Raw genomic sequence first — 18,130 nt, forward strand, 5'->3', positions numbered from 1 at the left:
ACGCGTCCTGAGCGGATGCCGGCCGGCTGAGACCTCTACGGGGGCGGGACGCCAGTGCGTCCCGCCCCCGCTCAGCCGGTGGACCTGGTCGCCGCCTCCTCGCGCGGCGCGAGGTGCTCACCCGCGTCCTCGCGGTCAGAAGGGCTTGGTGGGCAGGTACTTGCCGTCCAAGGTGATGACGGCGCGCTCGCCGCCTTCGGGGTCGGCGACCTTCTTCACGTCCAGCTTGAAGTTGATGGCGCTGATGATGCCGTCGCCGAACTGCTCGTGGACCAGTGCCTTGAGGGTGGTGCCGTAGACCTGGAGCATCTCGTGGAAGCGGTAGATCGTGGGGTCGGCCGGGACGCCGCCGGCGATCGAGCCGCGCATCGGGACGGTCTGCAGCAGCATCGCGGCGTCTTGGTCCAGACCCAGCAGTTCGGCGACGGCCGTGGCGGACCTCTCCGGCAGGGGGTGCTGGCCGAGGACGGCGGCGGTGGTGAAGGCCACCGACAGGCCGGAGGCGTCGGCGATCTGCTGCCAGGTGAGGTTCTTACGGGTCTTGGCCTCGACCGCGGCCACGGCGAGCGCCTGACGGGCGGCGGGGTCGATCTGAGCGTGCACCATGATCGGTACTCCTTGTCTTTCGTGCGCCGATTCGCGGGACGTCGAGGCGGCGGCTCTGTGGTGATCCCGGCCGCGGACGGCGAACCGGAACCGAGTCGGGGGGAGCGCTCGGGTCAGGCCACGAACGCGGTCTCGGAGCCGGTCGCGTCGAGTTCCTCGACGCCGCCGGTGCCGATGTCGTAGACCCAGCCGCGCAAGGCGACGGTGTTCTCGCGGAGGGCACGGGCGACCGACGGGTGAGTGGCGAGGTTCGCCAGCTGCGCGAGCACGTTGTGGCGCACCAGTGCCGCGACGTCGCCGGAGGCGGTGGCGGCGCGGGCCCGCGAGGCGTTCGCGTGCCGCAGCCAGCCGGCGATCGACGGAGTGGCGCTGAGGTCGTGGCCGTGGGCGAGGGCGGTCATCGCGCCGCACGCGGAGTGCCCGCAGACGATGATCTCGGAGACGCCCAGCACGGCGACGGCGTACTCGATGCTGGCCGCGACCCCGTCATCGCCGGGAGCGCACGCGGGGACCAGGTTGCCGGCCGTGCGGACGACGAACAGCTCGCCCGGCTCGCAGCCGGTGATCAGCTCAGGCACGACGCGGGCGTCGGAGCAGCCGATGAACAGCGTGTGCGGCGAGTGGTGCGTGGCCAGGCGGGCGAACAGCTCGGCCTTGGCGGGGAAGACGTCCTGCTGAAAACGCGCGACGCCCTCGGCGAGATCATGCATGAGGCGCTCCTTCAACCTGGGTGACGCCCTCCACTATGCGTGACCTGGTCCTATAGTGTCCAAGACGCATCGGACATGATCGCCATTGCTGTCGTCTATAGTTTCTCCATGCCCGTGGAGCTGCGTCACCTGCGCTATCTGCTCGCCGTGGCCGAGCACGGCAACTTCACCCGTGCCGCGGAAGACCTGCACATCTCCCAGCCGACCCTGTCCCAGCAGATCAGACAGCTCGAACGAGCGCTGGGAGCGCGGCTGCTGGACCGCACCGGCCGTGCCGTACGGCTCACCGACGCCGGCGAGGCCTACCTCGGCCACGCCCGGCACGCGCTACGCGACCTGGCCGCCGCGGAACGCGCCGTCCACGACGTCCAGGACCTCTCGCGGGGCCACCTGCGCCTGGGCGTCACCCCGACCTTCACCGCCTACCTCGTCGGCCCGCTCACCGCCCGGTTCCACGCCCGCCATCCCGGCATCACCCTGACGGTGGCGGAGACGACCCAGGACCGCGTCGAGTCGGCCCTGCTCGCCGACGATCTCGACCTCGGCATCGCCTTCGACGGTCCTCACCTGCCCGGCGTCACCGCCACGCCGCTGTTCACCGAGACCCTCGGCCTCGTGGCCGCCGCCCGCCACGCCGAAACGGCCCGCCAGGAGCCCGTGCGGGTTCAGGATCTGAACGAGCGGCGGCTCGTCCTGCTCAGCAGCGACTTCGCCACGCGCGCCCACATCGACGCCTACTTGACCCGCCATCGCGTCAGCCCCCGCATCGCGGTCGAGGCCAACTCCATCCAGGCCATCACCGAGATCGTCCAGCGCACCTCCCTGGCGACCGTCCTGCCCGACGCCATCACCCACGATCACCCGCACCTCGGCCCCATCCCCCTCGACCCGCCCCTGCCCGCCCGCACCGTCGCCCTCCTGCGGCGCGACGGCGCCTACCACGGCGCCGCCGGCCAGGCCTTCGCCCGCCTCACCCACGACCTCGTCCACACCCGCGGCTACACCCCGCCCCCGTGACCTGCCGCAGGGCCTGCGCCCAAGAACCTGCGCGCCGCGTGGCACTCCCACGACGGGGCTGCCGGTCAGGGCCACGGCCGGTCCTGTGCCGGTCGCGGGATCTCGCGTCAGGCGGGGCCGCGGGGGTTGGTGCGGCGGGTGGGGGTGGCGGTGCGGGGGTCCTCCGGCCAGGGGTGCCGGGGGTAGCGGCCGCGCAGTTCGGCGCGGACGGAGCGGTAGCCCTCCTGCCAGAAGGAGGCGAGATCCGCGGTGACGGCGGCCGGCCTGCCCGCCGGGGACAGCAGGTGGACCACCAGCGGGACCCCGGCCACGCGCGGCGCCGCATCCCAGCCGAAAAGCTCCTGCAGCTTGGCGGCCAGCACCGGCTGGTCCCCCGAGTAGTCGACGCGCACCCGTGACCCGCTCGGCACGGTGATCCGTTCGGGGGCGACCTCGTCGAGCCGCAGATGCCACGGCAGCAGCCGCTTCAGCGCCGCCGCCATGTCGACCCGTGCCAGGTCGGAGCGGCGGCGCAGCCGCGGCAGGTCGAGCCAGGAGGGCGCCGTCTCGACGAGGGCGGCGTCGGAGACGTCCGGCCAGGCCCCGCCGAGAACCCGGTGGCAGAACGCCATGCGGTCGCGCAGCGTCACGGCCTCCGGCGTCCAGCGGAGCAGGGAGAGCCCTTCGGCGCGCAGGCCGGACATGATCGCCTCGCTGACGTCGGCGTCCGGCAGCGGGGCGGAGGCGAGTTCGATCGCACCGAGGCGCTCGACCCGGCGGGCCACCACGTCGCCCTCCCAGCGGATCTCCTCCTCGACCTGGTGGAACGGCACGGCGGCCTGTCTCGCGACGTCCTCGTCGATCACCACGGCCTGCCGCACCCGCGCGGAGGCGGAGCCGGTCGGCCGGTCGGCGACCGCGACGGCCAGCCACTCGGCCGAGGCGAGCCGGGAGTCGCGGGACAGCTCCGCGGCCGTTCCCGACACCATGAGATAGCCGCCGGAGCGGCGGCGCGCCACCCGCTCGGGGTAGGCCAGGGCCACCACGAGCCCGGCCACCGCGTCGTCGCCCGCCCCGCCGTCGCCCGGGGTGCCGCGTCCGGCGGACTGGGCGGCCTGGGTGAGGCGGCGGGTCTCCCTGCGCCAGGCGGGGGACCCGCCGCGCCGGGCCTCCCGCCACACCGCCACCAGGTCGTCGGACGCCGATCGGGGAAGGTCCTCCGACAGCAGCGCGACCACCTCGGCGGCCCGGGGCGGCCCGTCGAGCAGCGCGCGGGCGAGCCGGGGGTGGACGCCGACCGCGGCCATCCGGCGGCCACGCTCGGTGACGCGCCCGTCCGCCAGCGCGCCGAGCGCCCGCAGCGTGCGCAGGGCGACGGCCATGGACGCGGCGGGCGGCGGGTCGAGCAGCGCGAGCCCGGAGGCGTCCGGCGTCCCCCAGCAGGCCGCCTGGAGCGCGAACGCCGTCAGGTCGGCCAGGGCGATCTCGGGCTGGGCCTGGTCGGGGAGCCGGCCGTGCTCGGCCTCGGTCCAGCACCGGTAGACGGTGCCCGGCGCCTCCCGTCCCGCGCGCCCGGCCCGCTGCTCGGCGGAGGCGCGGGAGACCCGCACGGTGGTGAGCGAGCCGAGACCGCGGCCGTGGTCGGTGCGCGGCTCGCGGGCGAGCCCCGAGTCCACCACCACCCGCACCCCGGGAACGGTCAGGCTGGACTCGGCCACCGACGTCGCGAGGATCACCCGCCGGCGCGGCCCGGCCGACAGCACCGCGTCGAGCCCTTCGGCCCTGCCGTGCGCCTGCAGGACGTCGACCTCGCCGGGCAGGCCGGCGAGCGCCGCCGCCACCCGGCCGATCTCGCCGACGCCGGGAAGGAAGCACAGCACGTCGCCCTCGCGTTCGGCGAGGGCCAGCCGGACGACCCCGGCCACGTGGGAGAGCAGCGCGGGGTCGACGCGCATGCCGTGCGGAGGGGCGACCGGGCGCGGCGGCGGGGCCCACACCACCCGCACGGCGTGCGTCGTGCCCGAGGCGCGCACGACGGGCGCCTCCGCGAGCAGCCGGGACCAGGGCGCGGTGTCGGCGGTCGCGGAGGCGGCGAGGAGCCACAGGTCAGGCCGCAGGGTCGCCCGGACGTCGAGCAGGAACGCCAGCGCGGTGTCGGCGTCGAGATGGCGCTCGTGGCACTCGTCGACCAGCACGGCGTCGACCCCGTCCAGCTCCGGATCGCGCTGGAGCCGCTGGAGCAGCACGCCCGTCGTCATGACCTGGACCCGCCGGCCGGGCCGGTGCTCGCCGCGCACGGTGAACCCGACCTCCTCGCCGACCCGCGAGCCGAGCAGCCAAGCCATGCGCCTGGCCGCCGCCCGGGTCGCGATGCGCCTCGGCTCGGCCACGATCACCCGCCGCGGCGGGCCGCCGGAGCGCAGGCCGGCCAGTTCCAGCGGCACCAGGGTCGTCTTGCCGGTGCCCGGCGGCGCGGCCAGCACGGCGCCGCCGGTCCCCTCCAGCGCCGCGCGCAGCTCCGGAAGCACGTGGCGGACGGGGAGGTCTCCGGCGCGCGACTCGTCGACGGTCATGTACCGAGCTTGCCGCAACCGGCCGGGCGACGGGCGAGCAGGTGGCCGCGGCCGCCGGGGGGACGGCCGCGGTGGCGGTCCACCGCCTCGCCTGTTACCGGGCCGTGCCGGTGGTGAGGCGGTCCGCCCACGTGGCGCCGATCATGACGTGGGCCGCCGGGCGGCGGCGGGGGTCAGCGGGCCTGGAGCGCGTCGAGGGCGACGGCCATCGCGATGATCAGCCGCCGGTCCAGCCGGGGGTCCTGGACGTCCACGATGTACCGGTCGCGCAGGCCGTACTTGCGGTCCACCGAGAAGGCGATCTGCGCTCCGGCGCCGAAGTCGAAGTGGTAGGGCAGCCACGACAGCGAGTCGACGAACCGCCGCAGGATGCTGACCAGCACGTTGCGCTCTTGACCGGTGAACGTCGGCATGCCGGGCTGCTGGAAGTGCCACGTGGAGCGCAGCAGCGACGCGCCGAACTCTTTGCGGAAGAAGCCGATGGGCTGGCCGGCATGGTCCAAGACGTCGTACCCGCTGCCCAGGTCGAGCACCTTGCGGGCCTTGAACCCGGCGAGGACGAACTGGCGCGACTCGTCGGTGTACAGGGTGACCTGCTCTTTGAACGCCAGGCGCTTCTGCTCGGCGAAGGCGACCATCGGCCCCTCGGAGCCGTCCGGCTGCTCAATGTGGACCACATAGCGGTTCACCATCATGGTGATCTTCTGCCGGACGATCAGGCGGCGCTGGGCCTGCAGGGTGGGGAGGTCCACGTTGTTCTCCATAGTCAGGGGATTGCCACCCTAAGGCTTCCCGGCCTTGTGAAGACGTGCGTGGCCCCCTGGTGACGAATGTCGGTTCCGGAACGGGGCAGGAGTGTCGTTCGTTGGTCAAGACAAAGGAACGGGGGAGGAGTCTTATGTACAGATCGAGAAGACACAAGATGATCGCCGGCGTCTGCGGAGGCATCGCCGACAAGTGGGGCTGGCCGCCCACCATGGTGCGCCTGCTCTTCGTCCTGTCGTGCATCCTGCCAGGCCCGCAGTTCATCATCTACCTCATCATGTGGGCCTTCGTGCCGAAGGCTCCCGCGGCGTACGACACGGCGTCCTACCGGCACTGACGCCGCCCGAGGCCCGTCGGCCCCCGGGCCCGCGGCCGGCGCGCGCCGGCCGCGCGGACGGGGGGCGGCCCGCGGCCTGACACCGGCGAATGTCGTCCTTTCGTAGGACGTATGCTCGGGAGCGTGAGCGAACGAAGCGTACGTGCGCGGCCGCTGGCCCTGATCCAGGACGACCTGGTCGACTACGAGCAGGCCATGGACCGCATGAACGAGATGGTCGCCGCGCGGCAGCGCGACGAGTCGCCGGACACGCTGTGGCTGCTCAGCCACCCGCAGGTGTACACGGCCACCAAGCGCACCGCCGCCGAGCACCTGCCCGACCCTTCGTACGGCATCCCGGTCGTCCTCACCGGCCGGGGCGGCCAGCTGACCTACCACGGGCCCGGGCAGCTCGTCGGCTACCTGGTCGTCCGGCTCCGCCCGGACGAGGGCGTCGTGGACTACGTCCGCGAGGTGGAGCTGCGCATGGTGGAGGCGCTGGAGAAGCTCGGCCTCGCGGCCGAGCGCCGCGAGACCCCGCCGGGGTCCGAGCTGCTCACCGGCGTGTGGACGCGCGAGACCGGCCGCAAGATCGTCTCGATCGGCATGCGGGCCGGCCGTGGAGTCACCAGCCACGGCTTCGCGCTGAACGTGGACGGCGACCTCGACCCGTGGCACCACGCCATCCCGTGCGGCATGCCCGATGTGGACATGACCTCGCTGGCCCGCGAGCTGCCCGAGCGCCCGTCCGCCGAGCACGTCCGCCGGGTGGTCGCCGAGGCGTACGAGGCGTCCGCCTCCTGAAAGGCCGCGCCGGCGGCGACGGGCCCGCGCTCCGCGATGCGGGGCGCGGGCCGTGCCGGTGCGCGGGACGAAGCGCGCGGGACGAGGCGCTCGGTGCGCGGGCCGTCCGGGCGCGCGCCTGGATCAGCTGACGGGCTCGTCCAGCGGAAGCTCGTCGACGTTGCGGCGAGGCCCGGTGAACCAGTGCTTCGCCGACAGGTTCCACCACAGGGCGATGCCGAGCAGCACGGCGCCGACGGCGATCGGCGCGTAGTTGACCGACGTCCAGGTGAAGTCCGCGGACCCCGGCACGCCGGCGGGGCTCACCGGCAGGATGAAGTACACCGAGATGATCGCGATCTCGATCACCGCGATCCAGCCGAGCACCTTGTACTTGCCGCCCAGCGTCCACGGCCCGGGCCGGAAGGCGGCGCCCATGCGCAGCCGCAGCCAGATCGGGATGAGGAAGGCCAGGTAGAGGCCGATCACCGCGATCGACACCACGGCCAGGAAGGCCACGGGGGTGGTGGTCCCGGAAGGGGCGTACAGGGCCGGCAGCGTGATCAGCAGGGCCACGACGCAGCCGGCGATGATCGCGTTGACCGGCGTCCTGTTGCGGTCGACGCGCGACCACAGCCGCCAGCCGGGGACGGCGCCGTCCCGGGAGAACGCGTAGGTCATGCGGGACATCGAGGTCACGCAGCTCATGCCGCAGAAGAACTGGCCGATCGTCGAGATGCCGAAGATCACCGTGGCCAGGCCCGGCGTCAGCGACGAGGTGAAGATCGCGCCGACGAATCCCGCCTCCTTGTTGACGGCGTCGACGTCGGTGGCCGCGAACAGGAAGGCCAGCAGCAGGATCCATCCGCCGATGGCCGAGTAGAAGATCGACTTCCACAGGCCCTTCGCGGCGGACGTGGCCGCGCCGTGCGTCTCCTCCGAGACGTGGGCGCACGCGTCGAAGCCGGTGATCGTGTACTGCGTCAGCAGGAAGCCCAGCGGCAGCACGTACAGCCAGAACGTCGGCCCCGAGGCGCCGGAGCCGAAGCCGGAGTTGTTGAACCGCTCGAACAGGAAGCCGACGCTCTGGTGGTCGGACGGCCCGAAGATCAGGATCAGCACGACCGCGGCGGCGCCGAACACGTGCCACCACACCGAGATGTTCTGCAGCAGCGAGATCAGCCGGTGGCTGAAGATGTTGATGAGCGCGTGCAGCACCAGGACGATCGCGAACAGCAGGAACGTCTGGTGTAGCGCGTTGCCGTTCGCCCAGCTCTCGCTGAACCGTCCGATGGTGATGTTCAGGAAGGTCGCGCAGCCGTAGTCCACCGAGGCGGTGACCGCGATGAGGCCGATCAGGTTGAGCCAGCCGGTGAACCATCCGTGGACGGGTCTGCCGAGTTTGGCGGCCCACCAGTAGATGCCGCCGGCCGTCGGGTAGGCCGAGACCAGCTCGGACATGCAGAAGCCGATGATGAGGATGAACGCCGAGATCAGCGGCCAGCCGATGGAGATGGCGATCGGCCCGCCGTTGTTCCACGCCTGGCTGAAGGTGGTGAAGCATCCGGCCAGGATGGAGATGATCGAGAAGGAGATCGCGAAGTTGGAGAAGCCGCTCCAGCTTCGCGAGAGCTCCTGCTTGTAACCGAGTTCGGCGAGGCGTTTGGCGTCGTCGTCGAGGATGGGCTGGGCCATTCAGGCCTCCTTGCGTGGCGCGGGTGGTGCCGTGATGCGATGCGGGGGGTGTGCGAAGGGCGAGAGGGCTGCCAGGAGGATGGGCGGGATCAGTCGGCCGGCGGGTCCTGCGCCGCGGTGGCGCTTCCCGGGGGTGGGGCGCCGGCGGAGCGGTGGGCCGGCGGGTCGCCGGCGGGGGGATGGGTCGGTGAGGGATGCGCGGGCGGCGGGGCGGGCGGCGGCACCGCGCCTCCCGCCGGGCGTGGCCCGCCTCGGACGTCGTCGATGAGCCGGCCGAACCCGGGATCGTCGAGATCACGGACGGCTTGGGCGAACTTGTCGGCGGCCTCGGCCTCGTAGTCGAAGTCGGCCGCCGCGGCCTGCTCGGCGAGCAGGCCGTGATGGACGCTGAACCACAGCGTCCAGGTGAAGTTGGACATGATCAGGTAGAGCTGGACCCTTGCCGCGGGATCTTCGTCCCCGAAGTAGGCCCGCGTCAACCGTCTGACCATCGCGGGTTCGTAGTCGGCCTCGGCCGCGATGTCGCCCAGCTCGAACGCCGGGTCGTTGTTGCCCGACAGCTGGTAGTCCACGATGCGGACGGCGGTGCCGTCGAAGATGAAGTTCTCCGGCAGCAGGTCGTTGTGGCAGGGGACGGCCGGCAGGGGCCGCGCGGCCATCGCGGCCTCGATCTCGGCGACCACGGGCAGCCGGTCCTCATACCCGGCCGGGACGCGCAGCGCGTGGGCGCGGCACAGGGCGAGCAGTTCGTCGAGCTTGCGGAAGATCGAGAAGTCGGTGGCGAAGGGCGGCCCCGCGTGCAGGCGGCGGCAGGCCTCGGCGATGCCCTCGGTCATCTTCGGGTCGCGCACCGCCGTGGCGTCGAGGGTGACCCCGTCGATGTACTCCAGCAGCACCGCGCCGGGCAGGCGCAGCAGCACCTGCGCGCCCACCCCGGCCTGGGCGGCCCTGACCGTGTTGACGATCTCCAGGTCGAGCGGGATGCCGAGCCCGGCGGAGGAGACCCGCGGGTCGAGGACGCGCAGCAGCCAGCGGTCGCCGCCCTCGGCGTCGAGGCGGACGATGTGGTGGCTCAGACCGCCCTTGATCTGGGTAGGGGTGACGGGCCGGCCCGCCCAGGCCGCGACGAGTTCGAGCGCGGAGCCGAGGTCTGGCACGCGGGCCTCCTTTGGTCTACCTTCAGACCATTGATCCGATTCTGTGGGCCGGTTGTTACACGGGGGTACCGATGGTGAAACTTCCCGCCGAGGCGCAGGCCGTGGTCGTCGGCGGCGGCGTCGCCGGGTGCAGTGTCGCCTACCACCTGGCACGACTCGGCTGGACCGATGTCATCCTGCTCGAACAGCACGGGCTGACGGAAGGCACCACGTGGCATTCGGCCGGATTCGTCGGCCAGCTCAGGTCGACGGTCACCCAGACCCGCATGATCATGTATTCGGCCGGGCTGTACCCGGAGCTGCGCGAGCTGACCGGGCTCGACCCCGGCTGGCACGGCGTGGGCGGCCTGCGGCTGGCCACCACGGCCGAGCGGCACGAGGAACTGCTGCGCCAGGCCGGCGCGGCCGAGACCTACGGGCTGGACCTGGACCTCGTCTCGGCGCGCGAGGCGCAGGCCATGCTGCCGTCGCTGGAGGTCGGCGACGTGCGCGCGGCCCTGTGGCTGCCGGGTGACGGCTGGCTCGATCCGGCGAGCCTCGCCCGCGCCCTCGCCGCCGGCGCCGAGAAACTCGGCGTGCGCATCGTCACCGGCGTCCAGGTGACCGGCTTCGACGTCCGGGACGGGCGGGTGCGCGGCGTCCGGGCGGGAGAGCAGCTCATCGCCACCGAGACCGTCGTCAACGCGGCGGGAGCTGCGGCCGGCAGGCTCGGGCGGATGGCCGGGGCCGACATCCCCATCGTGCCGATCAAGCACCAGTACGTCGTCACCCGGCCGTTCGGCGTCCCGGCCTCGACGCCCACCGTCCGCGACCCGGACAACATCGTGTACTTCCGGGAGGAGGACGGCGGCATCCTCGTCGGCGGGTACATCCGCACGCCGCGGGTCTGGGAGGCGGCCACGCCGCTCGCCGAGCCGCGGACGCTGTTCGAGCCCGACATGGCCGAGTTCGCCGAGTCGTGGCGGTCGGCGCGGCGCAGGCTCCCCGGCCTGGCCGGCGCCGGCGGAGACGACGCGGCGGACTTCGCCAAGGTGGTGCACGGGCCGGAGGCGTTCACCCCCGACGGGGAGTTCCTCCTCGGCGAGACCTCGGTCGCGGGCCTCTGGGTCGCGGCCGGGTTCTGCGTGCACGGCCTCGCGGCGGCGGGCGGCGTGGGCAAGGTCATGGCCGAATGGATCGTGGACGGCACACCCGAGTACGACGTCTTCGGCATGGACGTCCGCCGGTTCGGCGCGCACGCCCGCGGCTCCCGGTGGGCTCGCGCCAAGGCGCTGGACTCCTACAGCAAGTACTACGACGTGGTCTATCCCGGCGAGGAGCGCACGGCGGCGCGCCCGCTGCGCCGGTCGCCCGCCTGGCCCCGCCACGCCGAGCTCGGGGCCGAGTTCGGCGAGAAGGCCGGCTGGGAACGGGTGAACTGGTTCGCCGGCGTGCCGGCGCCCGAGGAGGACGAGCGGTTCCGGCCGGCCGGGTGGGCCGGCCGATTCTGGTCGCCCGCCGTCCGGGCCGAGTGCCTGGCCGCCCGCGACGCCGCCGCGCTGTTCGACCAGACCTCGTTCGCCAAACTGGAGGTCACCGGGCTGGCCGGCCTGCAGCGGCTGTGCGCCAACGACCTCGACCGGCCCGCCGGCTCGGTCGTGTACACCCAGATGCTGAACGAGCGCGGGGGCATCGAGGCCGACGTGACCGTCACCCGCCTGGCCGCCGACCGCTTCCGCGTGGTCACCGGGACGGCGTTCGGGGTGCACGACGCCGCCTGGCTGCGCCGCCACGGGCTCGACGTGCGGGACGTCACTTCGGCGTACGCCTGCTACTGCCTGTGGGGCCCGAAGGCGCTCGACGTCCTCGGAGAGCTCAGCGACGACGACCTGACCTTCGGCTACATGCGGGCGCGCGAGATCAGCGTCGCGAACGTGCCGGTGCTGGCCCAGCGGGTGACCTTCGCCGGCGAGTTCGGGTGGGAGCTCTACTGTCCCTCCGAGTACGGCCTCACGTTGTGGGACGTGCTCATGGAGGCGGGCGCGCCGCACGGCGTGCGCCCGGCCGGCTACCGGGCCCTCGACTGCCTGCGGCTGGAGAAGGGGTACCGCGTCTGGGGGCTGGACATCACCCCGGAGACCACGCCGCTGGAGGCCGGTCTCGGCTTCGCCGTCGCGGCGGGCAAGGACTTCCTCGGGCGCGACGCGCTCACCGCCCCCCGCCGCTCGCTGCGCTGCCTGGTGCTCGCCGACCCGCGGCAGGTCTGCCTGGGCGGCGAGCCGGTGCGGGTCGGCGGCGTCCCCGCCTCCCGGGTCACCAGCGGGGGGTACGGCCATCGCGTCGACCGTTCGATCGCCTACGCCTACCTGCCGGCGGGCGAGCAGGAGGCGGGGGCCGCCGGGCCGGTCGAGGTGGGGGTCAACGGCGGCTGGGTGCCGGCCGAGATCGCGGCCGAGCCGCTCTACGACCCGGGCAACAAGCGGGTGCGCCACCTGCCCGGATCCTGAGGTCTGTTCACAACCGTTCCACAGTTGCGGTGCGGCAGGGTTGAAAAGCGCTCCCAGCGCGCAAGATGTACGCGGTCCTCCTGATTCCGCCGCGTCCCGACCCGGGGGTCGCCGAACACGCGGAGCGGTCGACGAGGAGGAGCCCACCACGCGTGACACCACCCGACGCCCGAGGAGGCGGCATGGGCACTGGCGCAAGCACGTCCGGCACCGGCATCACCGGCACCACGCGCGCGGCGGACCCCGCCGGCGCGGGCGAGACGGTGAACCTGATGGACGTCGAGCTCATGCGGGACCCGTTCGGCGGCTACGCGCGGCTGCGCGAGCGGGCGCCCCTGGTCCGCGGCACCTTCTTCGGGCGCGGCACGCCCATCTGGGTGGTCACCCGGTACGACGACGTCAAGAGCGTCCTCGGCGACACGCGCTTCGTCAACGACCCGACCGGCGTCCCCGGCCTGGACGTCGGGAACCTCCGCGAGCGCGAGGCGGAGGCGCGCGGCATCCCCGAGGAGTACGCGCGGTACATCTTCGACGGCATCCTGGACACCGACGGCGAGGACCACCTGCGGCTGCGCAGGCTGGTGTCGCGCACGTTCACCGCGCGCCGGGTCCTCGCGCTCAGGCCGCGCGTCGAGGAGATCACCGAGTCCCTCCTCGACCGGCTCCCCGGCCTCGCGCGAGACGACGTCGTCGACCTGATCGAGCACTTCGCCTACCCGCTGCCGATCACGGTCATCTGCGAGCTGGTCGGCATCCCGCAGGAGGACCGCCGCCAGTGGCGCGAGTGGGGCAAGGCGCTGGTGGCCCTGGAGGCGGGCGGCATGGCCGCCGCCCTGCGCGAGATGGTGGACCACATCCACGAGCTGATCGCGCGGCGCCGCGCCGCGCCCACCGGCGACCTGCTGACCGGGCTCATCCGCACCCACGACGAGGACGGCGACCGGCTCGGCGACACCGAGATGGTCACGCTCGTGCTGACCCTGGTGCTGGCGGGGCACGAGACCACCGCCCACCTGATCGGCAACGGGGTCGCCGCGCTGCTCGCCCATCCCGGCCAGCTCGCGCTGCTGCGCGAGGAGCCGGCGCTGATGCCCCGCGCCGTGCACGAGCTGATGCGCTGGTGCGGGCCCGTCCAGGGCACCCGGCTGCGGTACGCGAAGGAGGACGTCGAGATCGGCGGCATGCCGGTGCGCAAGGGCGAGGCGGTGATGGCGGTGCTGGTCGGCGCCAACCACGACCCGCGCGTGTTCGCCGAGCCGGGACGGCTCGACATCACCCGCGAGCCGGACGGCCGCAGGGAGACCCACGTGGGGTTCGGCAGCGGCCTGCACTACTGCCTGGGCGCCGCGCTCGCGCGCCAGGAGGCCGAAGTGGCCTTCGGCGGGCTGCTGCGGCGCTACCCCGGCCTCGCCCTGGCCGTCGCCCCCGAGGACCTGGACCGCGAGCTCATGCCGGGCTCCTGGCGGCTCGCCCGGCTGCCCGTCCGCCTATGAGCCCGTGACCGGGCCGTCCTCCGCCGGCATGCCGGGGACGGCGGCGCCGGACGGCATGCCCGAGGCGACGTACGCCTCGTACAACGGCTTCCACGACAGGGCGGTGGCGCTGTGCGGCCCGTGGGCCTCGGCGCCGGCCAGGTGCTTGTCCAGCTCGGCCAGGCAGACGCTCCAGCCGGCCGCGTTCCGGGCGGCGGCGTCGGTCTCGCCGAGGACGTTGACGAGCGTCAGCCGGCAGCCGTGGTCGCCGGCCGGTTCGAGGCCGAAGCGCAGCTCGTCGCCGCCCCAGGTGAAGGCCAGGAGCCGCGGCGGTTCGAACGCCACGACGGTGCCGGTCGTCGGCTCCATGTTCGGGTCGCCGGAGAAGGTGATCGTCCCTCCCTCGCGCGGTTCGAGCTCAACGGCCGACGGGAACCAGTGCGCCAGTCCTTCCGGAGTGGCGACGGCCTGCCAGACGCGTTCCACCGGATGGGCGTAGACGCGCTCGAAGCGCACGGCCGGGCGGCCCTGGTGTTCGCCGTAGGTTCCGAGATCCATCAGGTCTCCTTCGTGGTGTCGAGGTGATGCCCGAGGGCGTCGAGCCGTTCGTTCCACAGCCGCCTGTAGGGGGCGAGCCATGCGTCCAGCTCGGCCAGCGGCGCCGGCTCGATGGTGTACACCCGGCGCTGCGCGTCGCGGGCGACCCGGACGAAGCCGGCGTCGCGCAGCACGCGCAGGTGCTTGGACGTGGTGGGCTGCGACAGGCGCAGCGCGTCGACCAGTTCGCCGACGGTGCGCGGACCTTCGCGGAGAAGGTCGAGCATCGCGCGGCGGTGCGGATCTATCAGCACGGACCAGATGACATCGGGCACACCAGTCAGTATGCCGCATGAGGTATATGCCTCGCAAAGCATACAAGCGGAATGGGACGCGCGGCGGGGAGGGCGTCCCGGTCGCGGGCCGGGCGGGGGAGCGGCGGGGAGGGGGCGGGGAGGGGGCGAAATATTCATGGCGGGCGGCGCCGGTCGGCGCGCCGGCCATGGACGACACGCCGCCCGCCCGGCGGAGGCTTGACCGCCTCCGCGGCGGGTGCGTTGATGCGGAGAGCGAACCGGCTCCGAATGTGCGCATGGAGCCGGCGGCGGAGCGGCCGGAGCAAGGGGTGCGGCCGCTCCGCTTCTCGTCCGGTCGCCTTCGCCGGGCGGCGCCAGGAGACCGGGGGCGCCGATCGGGCCCGGTGGTGTGGCCGGAACAGTCCGTGATCATTTGAGAAGGGGGTACTCGATGTCCGTACGCCTAGGCGCGCGTCTCGTCTCGCTGGCCGTCGTCGCGGGAGCCGCGGTGCTGTCGCTCGCGCCGCAGGCGGCGAACGCCGCCGAAGAGGCCTGCAAGCCGGGGTCCATCTGCGCTTACAGCGGTTACAACTTCACCGGCAAGATGATCTATCTGCGGGCCGGCGCCGGATGCGTGAACACGCCGTTCCCGGTCGCCTCGATCAAGAACACCTACGGCTCGCCCGGCATCCCCGCGACGGCGGCGGTGTACTCCGCCGCCGGCTGCACGGGGAAGATCGTCGTCATCGCCGGCCAGTCGAGTTCCCAGCCGGTGGTGTGGCCGAACGGCCTCAGCGTCGGCCTGGCCTGGTAGCCCGCGGCGCCGGCCCGGCCCGGCACCCCGCGGCGCCGGCCCGGCCTTGTAGCTCCCGGCACGTCGTGTCAGAAGGTGAGCGGAGGCAGCTCCGAGCGGGTCGGCAGGCCCTGCCAGGGGCTGTGTCCCGCGATGGTGAAGGCGGCGAGGGCGGAGCCGCGGCGCAGCCGGTCGGTGGGATGGAGCTCTTCCAGCATCCCGCTGAGGTAGCCGGCGGCGAAGGCCGCGCCCGCGCCCACGGGGTCGACGACGGTCACCGGGGCGGCCTGGGCGTCGTAGCGCATGCCGTTGACGGTGGCGCTCGCGCCCTTGCCGCCGCGGGTCACCACCAGCTCACGGACCGTTCCAATGGCCGGCTCGATGAGCTGCAGCTCGTCCTGGTTCGCGAAGAGGACGTCGGCGCCGGCCGCCAGCTCGGTGAGCGCCTCGACGGCCTCCTGGCGGTCGACCCAGAGCTGCGGGCGGTGGTTCACGTCGACCGACACCGCGACCCCGGCCTCCCTGGCGAGCTTGATCGCGTGGTGGGCCGCGCTCCACGCGGTGCCGCTGAGTGCCGGGGTGATGCCGGTGACGTGCAGCACCTTGGCGGCCTGCAGGGCGCGCGCCGGGATGTCGCCCGGCCCGAGCCGCGAGCCGGCCGAGCCGCCCCGATAGTGGACGACGTGCCCAACCCGGCCGATGCGCCGCTGCCTGACGGCCAGACCGGTCGGCGCGGCGGGGTCGGTCTGCGCGTGCGAGACGTCCACCCCCTCGCCCCGCAGCACGGTGAGGATGCGGGCGCCCAGCTCGTCGGCGCCGACGCGGCCGAGCCAGGTCACGGAGTGGCCGAGCCGGGCCAGGCCGATGGCGGCGGTGAACTCGGCGCCCGCGACGTCGAGCCGGACATCGGTGTCGTGCCGGAGGCGGTCGGCGGAGACGACGCCCAGCGCCTCGCCGAGAGTGAATATCTCGGTCATGTCAGTTCTTTCGTGCCAGGCGACATGCCCATCTGCCGCTGATGGCGGCAAGCATGGCAGAGACCGATATCACTCACAACGAGATGACAGGTTTCGCTTCGCTCGTCCTCGGGCGACGCGCTGCCGTCCTCGGGCGACGCGCCGCGGGCCGGCGGCGCGGGCCCCGTGCGCCGGTCGCGGGCCGACGGGCGGGGCCTGTGCACGGGCCGCGAGCCGGCGGCGCGGGCTCTGTGCGCGGGCCGCGCCGCCGATCGGGGTCAGTTTCCGCCGAAGGCGTCGATCGCCGCCTGGCAGAAGGCCTTGAGGTCGTCGGGCTTGCGGCTGGTGATCAGCTTGTTCGGCCCGTTGGCGCAGACCACGACCTCCTGGTCGGCCCAGGACGCGCCCGCGTTGCGCAGGTCGGTCTTCAGGCTCGGCCACGACGTCACCGCGCGGTCGCCCACGACACCGGCCTCGATCAGCGTCCACGGCGCATGGCAGATCGCGGCGACCGGCTTGCCGGCGTCGAAGAAGCCGCGGGTGAACCGTACGGCGTTCTCGTGCATCCGCAGGGTGTCGGGGTTGGCGACGCCGCCGGGCAGCACCAGTCCGTCGAAGTCGTCCACGCTCACCTCGTCGACGGTCGCGTCGACGTCGAAGGCGTCGGCCTTGTCGAAGTGGTTGAACGCCTGGGCCTTGCCGTGCTGGGTGGAGATCAGGCGCGGAGTGCCCCCGGCCTGTTCGACGGCCCTCCACGGCTCGGTCAGCTCGACCTGCTCGATGCCCTCTGGGGCCACAAGAAAGGCGATCGTCTTGCCCTGGAGCATGCTGCCTCCTCTGAGCTGCGTTTTCTTCCTTCCTCGCTTTCCCGTGCCCGGCGATCGGACGAATATGCCAAGCGATATGCGGAGCGGCTCAGATCTCCTGGCGCAGCGCCTCAAGGAAGCGCCTGGACTCGGCCACGCTCGCGGCCTCCACACAGAGGCGGTCCATGACCTTCATGTACGGGTCGGTCTCTTCGCGCTTGTCCAGGTAGAGGGCGCTGGTGAGCTGCTCCATGTACACCACGTCGGGCAGGTCGCGCTCGTTGAAGCGCAGGATCGTGAAGGGGCCGCCCGCGGCCGCGTGGCCGCCCTGGCCGAAGGGCACGACCTGCACCGTGATGGTCGGCGACTCGGTGAGCTCGAGGAGGCGGTCGACCTGGGCGCGCATGATGTTCCTGCCGCCGAGCGGGCGCCGCAGCGCGGCCTCGTCCACGAGGGCCCACAGGCGCGGGCCGTCCGGGGAGATCACCTGCCGCTGCCTGGCCATGCGCAGCGCCACCCGCCGGTCGATCTCTTCGGGGGAGGCCTCGAAGTGCCCGAGCATGATCACCGAACGGGCGTAGTCCTCGGTCTGCGCGAGGCCGGGAACGAACTGGATCTCGTAGGTGCGGATCACCGAGGCGGCCTCCTCGAGGCCGACGTAGAGCTCGAACCACGTCGGCAGCAGGTCGCCGTACTTCTGCCACCAGCCGGGGGCGTTGGCCTGCTGGGCCAGCTTGAGGAACGCGGCGCGCTCTGCGGCGTCGGTGACGCCGTAGAGGGTGAGGAGGTCGGTGATGTCACGCGTCTTGAAGCCCACCCGGCCGAGCTCAAGGCGGCTGATCTTGGCGTGCGAGGCGCGGATCGCGTCGCCCGCCGCCTCGCGCGTGATGCCCCGCGAGATGCGCAGCCGACGGAGGTTGGCGCCGAGCACGATGCGCAGGGCGGTCGGCCCGCCCCGCGAGTAGGCGAGGATATGTCCGTCAGGTACTTCGTCGTCTTGTCCGAGGGCCGTGATCATGCGAGCTCCTGGAGCCACGGATGAATGAGCAGCCGACAGTGTCTCATCCCCGGCGGGTGTGCGTACACCGCGTATAACTAGCGAGGGTTTCGGCCGTCCCTTTGCGCGAAAAGGGTCGTTACCGGCTAAATGTCTGAGTTCTGTGTGAAAAAAGGTGATTTGCAC

17 protein-coding genes are annotated in these 18,130 nt (G+C 72.8%); 6 read left to right on the top strand and 11 right to left on the bottom strand.

Annotation, left to right across the window (positions count from 1 at the left end; genetic code table 11):
* Positions 1–135: 135 nt before the first annotated feature.
* Positions 136–606, bottom strand: a complete 471-nt coding sequence (cynS, locus tag ACFO60_RS04585; protein WP_380837295.1) for a cyanase — start codon at positions 604–606, stop codon at positions 136–138.
* Positions 607–719: 113 nt separating this feature from the next.
* On the bottom strand, positions 720–1,316 hold the full coding sequence (locus ACFO60_RS04590) for a carbonic anhydrase (RefSeq protein ID WP_380837298.1): 597 nt from the start codon (positions 1,314–1,316) through the stop codon (positions 720–722).
* Between the two features lie 75 nt (positions 1,317–1,391).
* Between ACFO60_RS04590 and cynR the strand changes: the two genes are divergently transcribed.
* Complete coding sequence (gene cynR / locus ACFO60_RS04595; protein WP_380837301.1) at positions 1,392–2,333, top strand: transcriptional regulator CynR; 942 nt, start codon at positions 1,392–1,394, stop codon at positions 2,331–2,333.
* Between the two features lie 107 nt (positions 2,334–2,440).
* On the opposite strand, the gene hrpB is transcribed toward cynR, so the two are convergent.
* Together hrpB and ACFO60_RS04605 are read right to left on the bottom strand one after the other, a co-directional pair.
* Entirely contained in the window at positions 2,441–4,885 is a 2,445-nt protein-coding gene (gene hrpB, locus ACFO60_RS04600) for an ATP-dependent helicase HrpB (protein ID WP_380837304.1), read from the bottom strand.
* Between the two features lie 173 nt (positions 4,886–5,058).
* Positions 5,059–5,637 carry an LURP-one-related family protein gene (locus ACFO60_RS04605; protein ID WP_380837307.1) on the bottom strand — a complete coding sequence of 193 codons (579 nt, stop codon included), beginning with the start codon at positions 5,635–5,637 and terminating at the stop codon, positions 5,059–5,061.
* A 146-nt stretch (positions 5,638–5,783) separates the two neighbouring features.
* Between ACFO60_RS04605 and ACFO60_RS04610 the strand changes: the two genes are divergently transcribed.
* Positions 5,784–5,987 (top strand): PspC domain-containing protein, encoded by a 204-nt coding sequence (locus tag ACFO60_RS04610; protein WP_380837310.1) that lies wholly within the window; start codon positions 5,784–5,786, stop codon positions 5,985–5,987.
* A 123-nt stretch (positions 5,988–6,110) separates the two neighbouring features.
* Positions 6,111–6,770, top strand: a complete 660-nt coding sequence (lipB, locus tag ACFO60_RS04615) for a lipoyl(octanoyl) transferase LipB (protein WP_380837313.1) — start codon at positions 6,111–6,113, stop codon at positions 6,768–6,770.
* 123 nt (positions 6,771–6,893) lie between these two features.
* On the opposite strand, the gene ACFO60_RS04620 is transcribed toward lipB, so the two are convergent.
* Positions 6,894–8,444 carry an amino acid permease gene (locus ACFO60_RS04620; RefSeq protein ID WP_380837316.1) on the bottom strand — a complete coding sequence of 517 codons (1,551 nt, stop codon included), beginning with the start codon at positions 8,442–8,444 and terminating at the stop codon, positions 6,894–6,896.
* Positions 8,445–8,533: 89 nt separating this feature from the next.
* On the bottom strand, positions 8,534–9,601 hold the full coding sequence (locus ACFO60_RS04625) for a phosphotransferase (RefSeq protein WP_380837319.1): 1,068 nt from the start codon (positions 9,599–9,601) through the stop codon (positions 8,534–8,536).
* A 71-nt stretch (positions 9,602–9,672) separates the two neighbouring features.
* Between ACFO60_RS04625 and ACFO60_RS04630 the strand changes: the two genes are divergently transcribed.
* Positions 9,673–12,087 carry a GcvT family protein gene (locus ACFO60_RS04630; protein WP_380837322.1) on the top strand — a complete coding sequence of 805 codons (2,415 nt, stop codon included), beginning with the start codon at positions 9,673–9,675 and terminating at the stop codon, positions 12,085–12,087.
* 182 nt (positions 12,088–12,269) lie between these two features.
* The gene (locus tag ACFO60_RS04635) at positions 12,270–13,580 is read left to right on the top strand and encodes a cytochrome P450 family protein (RefSeq protein ID WP_380837325.1); all 1,311 of its coding nucleotides are present in this window, start codon (positions 12,270–12,272) and stop codon (positions 13,578–13,580) included.
* Here the strand turns inward: ACFO60_RS04635 and ACFO60_RS04640 are convergent.
* Positions 13,575–14,117: an SRPBCC family protein gene (locus ACFO60_RS04640; protein ID WP_380837328.1), complete on the bottom strand. Its 543-nt coding sequence runs from the start codon at positions 14,115–14,117 to the stop codon at positions 13,575–13,577. The genes ACFO60_RS04635 and ACFO60_RS04640 overlap by 6 nt on opposite strands.
* Positions 14,117–14,431, bottom strand: a complete 315-nt coding sequence (locus ACFO60_RS04645) for an ArsR/SmtB family transcription factor (RefSeq protein ID WP_380837331.1) — start codon at positions 14,429–14,431, stop codon at positions 14,117–14,119. Before ACFO60_RS04645 ends, ACFO60_RS04640 begins: the two co-directional genes overlap by 1 nt.
* Positions 14,432–14,843: 412 nt before the next feature.
* Between ACFO60_RS04645 and ACFO60_RS04650 the strand changes: the two genes are divergently transcribed.
* Positions 14,844–15,206 (top strand): peptidase inhibitor family I36 protein, encoded by a 363-nt coding sequence (locus tag ACFO60_RS04650; RefSeq protein WP_380837334.1) that lies wholly within the window; start codon positions 14,844–14,846, stop codon positions 15,204–15,206.
* Between the two features lie 68 nt (positions 15,207–15,274).
* Here the strand turns inward: ACFO60_RS04650 and ACFO60_RS04655 are convergent, their stop codons facing one another.
* The 3 genes from ACFO60_RS04655 to ACFO60_RS04665 form a co-directional block, all read right to left on the bottom strand.
* Positions 15,275–16,162 carry a sugar kinase gene (locus ACFO60_RS04655; RefSeq protein ID WP_380837336.1) on the bottom strand — a complete coding sequence of 296 codons (888 nt, stop codon included), beginning with the start codon at positions 16,160–16,162 and terminating at the stop codon, positions 15,275–15,277.
* A 257-nt stretch (positions 16,163–16,419) separates the two neighbouring features.
* The gene (locus tag ACFO60_RS04660; RefSeq protein WP_380837339.1) at positions 16,420–16,968 is read right to left on the bottom strand and encodes a type 1 glutamine amidotransferase domain-containing protein; all 549 of its coding nucleotides are present in this window, start codon (positions 16,966–16,968) and stop codon (positions 16,420–16,422) included.
* 88 nt (positions 16,969–17,056) lie between these two features.
* Positions 17,057–17,965 carry a helix-turn-helix domain-containing protein gene (locus tag ACFO60_RS04665; RefSeq protein ID WP_380837342.1) on the bottom strand — a complete coding sequence of 303 codons (909 nt, stop codon included), beginning with the start codon at positions 17,963–17,965 and terminating at the stop codon, positions 17,057–17,059.
* Between the last annotated feature and the right edge of the window lie 165 nt (positions 17,966–18,130).

Origin of the sequence: Sphaerisporangium dianthi (assembly GCF_042654065.1) — a bacterium.
Classification (GTDB): Bacteria; Actinomycetota; Actinomycetes; order Streptosporangiales; family Streptosporangiaceae; genus Sphaerisporangium; species Sphaerisporangium dianthi.